Origin of the sequence: Mesorhizobium sp. M5C.F.Ca.IN.020.32.2.1 (assembly GCF_004023105.1) — a bacterium.
Classification (GTDB): domain Bacteria; phylum Pseudomonadota; class Alphaproteobacteria; order Rhizobiales; family Rhizobiaceae; genus Mesorhizobium; species Mesorhizobium wenxiniae.
The window spans coordinates 1-2,334 of sequence record NZ_RZSX01000937.1 but is presented as its reverse complement, the minus strand read 5'-3'; the positions used below and the strand labels follow the sequence as shown (position 1 = coordinate 2,334).

At 62.5% G+C, this 2,334-nt stretch carries 2 protein-coding genes; both read left to right on the top strand.

Annotated features, from left to right (window positions below):
• Nucleotides 1-447, top strand: a 447-nt coding sequence (locus EOA86_RS31145) for a winged helix DNA-binding protein (protein WP_128345117.1), incomplete at its 5' end; no start/stop codon positions are given.
• Between the two features lie 327 nt (nucleotides 448-774).
• Nucleotides 775-2,028, top strand: coding sequence for a L,D-transpeptidase family protein (locus EOA86_RS31140; protein ID WP_065008046.1), 1,254 nt, complete (start codon nucleotides 775-777; stop codon nucleotides 2,026-2,028).
• Nucleotides 2,029-2,334 lie beyond the last annotated feature (306 nt).

Below are 2,334 nucleotides of genomic sequence, written 5' to 3'. Positions count from 1 at the left end.
CTGTACATGGAATCGCTGCAGCTGGTGGAGCGGCTGCACCGCCGTCTGCTTGACGTGATCAAGGACGAATTCGACCGCAACGGCCGTTCCGACATCAACGCCATCCAGGCGCTGCTGCTCTTCAACATCGGCAATTCGGAGCTGACCGCCGGCGAACTGCGCTCGCGCGGCTACTATCTCGGCTCGAACGTCTCCTACAATCTGAAGAAGCTGGTTGATCTCGGCTTCATCAACCACCAGCGCTCGCGTATCGACCGCCGTTCGGTGCGGGTTTCGCTGACGCCGAAGGGCAGTGAGGTGGCGGAAGTCGTCGCCGGCCTCTACGAGCGCCATGTCGGCTCGATCGAGCAGGTCGGCGGCATCAACACGGAAGAATTCAAGCAGATGAACCGCGCCCTGCAGCGGCTGGATCGGTTCTGGAACGACACGATTGCGTATCGGATGTAAGGCGCCGCATCGAGACCGGGAGCCGCGCCATAGAGCGCGGTCGGGGACAGCCAATCAAGGACCGGTGCCGAAAAGCATCGGTCTTTCCGTTTCGTGATACCGGCCGATCCAAATCACGGTCAGGGCCACGTTGCCGCCATATTCCCGGTGAAAGCGAGGATGCGGGTGATGTTGCTGCGAAAGCCGGCGTCTCCCTGAACGCGCGTCGCCCCCGGCGCGCTCTCGCGAAGTGATAGGGGTCATGGTTGGCGAATTGTTAACAATGCCAACCCTAGAGTGCGGGCGGCATCGCCCGGTGAAATTGTTACAGGAATGTCTGGAGCGTACATGAGAACCAGTCGCCGTTTCTTCCTTTCCGGAGCCTCCGCGTTGGCCGCGACGATGCTTGCCGGTGGTGCCAGCGCGCAGGACGTGATCGCGGATATCCTGAAATCCTCAGGCCGCGGCAACTGGAACGACCAGTTCGACGCCCGCGCCAGCCAGGGCGGCAAGGTGGCCTCGACGCTGCCGATCGTCAGCCTGCAGACCGTTGCGTACACCGAGCAGGCGATAGCGCAGTATCAGAACATTGTCGCGCAGGGCGGCTGGGAGCCGGTCCCGGATACCAAGAAATTGCAGCTCGGTGTTGTCGACCCCGACGTGGTGCCATTGCGCAGGCGCTTGATGATTTCGGGCGACCTGGCGCAGAGCGCCGGCCTGTCAGAGGCCTTCGATTCCTATGTCGATGCGGCGGTCAAGCGCTTCCAGGCGCGCCATGGCCTGCCTTCCGACGGGACCCTGGGTCAATATACCTATGCGGCGATGAATGTTTCGGCGCAGGTCCGGCTTGGCCAGCTGCAGACGAATCTGCAGCGGCTGAACGAACGCGCCGGCACGCTGGGCAACCGTTATGTGTTGGTCGACATCCCGGGCGCCCAGATCGAGGCGGTCGAGAACGACCGCGTCGTGCTGCGCCACACCGCCGTTGTCGGCAAGATCGACCGCCAGACGCCGATCGTCGATTCCAAGATCAACGAGATCATCGTCAATCCCTACTGGAACGCGCCGGTATCGATCGTGCGCAAGGATATCATTCCGCTGATGCGGAAGGACCCCAACTACCTCAAGGACAGCAAGATCCGCCTGTTCGCACCGGATGGCAGCGAGGTCGATCCGCTGACCGTCGACTGGTCGACCGACGACGCGGAGAAATACCGATTCCGTCAGGATCCGGGCGCCGGCAACGCGATGGCCTCGGTCAAGATCAATTTCCCGAGCCCGGACGGCGTCTACATGCACGACACGCCGCAGCAGAGCCTGTTCGGGAAGATGATGCGCTTCGATTCCTCGGGTTGCGTGCGGGTCCAGAACGTGCGCGACCTCGTCACCTGGATCCTGCGCGACACGCCGGGCTGGAACCGCCAGTATTTCGAGTCGGCGATCAAGAGTGGCGAGAACATCCCGGTGCAGGTCACCAATCCGGTGCCGGTCTATTTCCTTTACATCTCGGCCTGGTCGACGGGGCCTGGCGTCGTGCAGTTCCGCGACGACATCTACGGGCTCGACGGAGCCAACGAGCTGCAAATCACCTCTGCGCTCTAAGCGACTGATCTTTTTGCTGAAAGGCCGCCGGTGAGGGCGGCCTTTTGATCCGGCTGGAGGGCGCGCTTCGCGCCGGGTCCGGAAAGCGCCGTTCGGTATAGAGCCATGCAAGTCGCCACGCGCTCAAGGCGCGGTGCTCGCCATGTTTCGCAGCCGTGAGATCAACGACCATACGAAGCAGGCGCTGCTGACCGAGATCACGCTCACCGAGGCGTTGCTAAACGGCCGGCGGGCAAGAAATTAGGTGGCTCTTTGGCCTGGCTGCCGCAATCCGACCAGCAAATTTCGCGCCGCAAACGTGGCGGG

Coding starts and splice junctions, on each gene's coding strand:
- EOA86_RS31140 (WP_065008046.1), top strand. CDS start 775: ATGAGAACCAGTCGCCGTTTCTTCCTTTCCGGAGCCTCCGCGTTGGCC.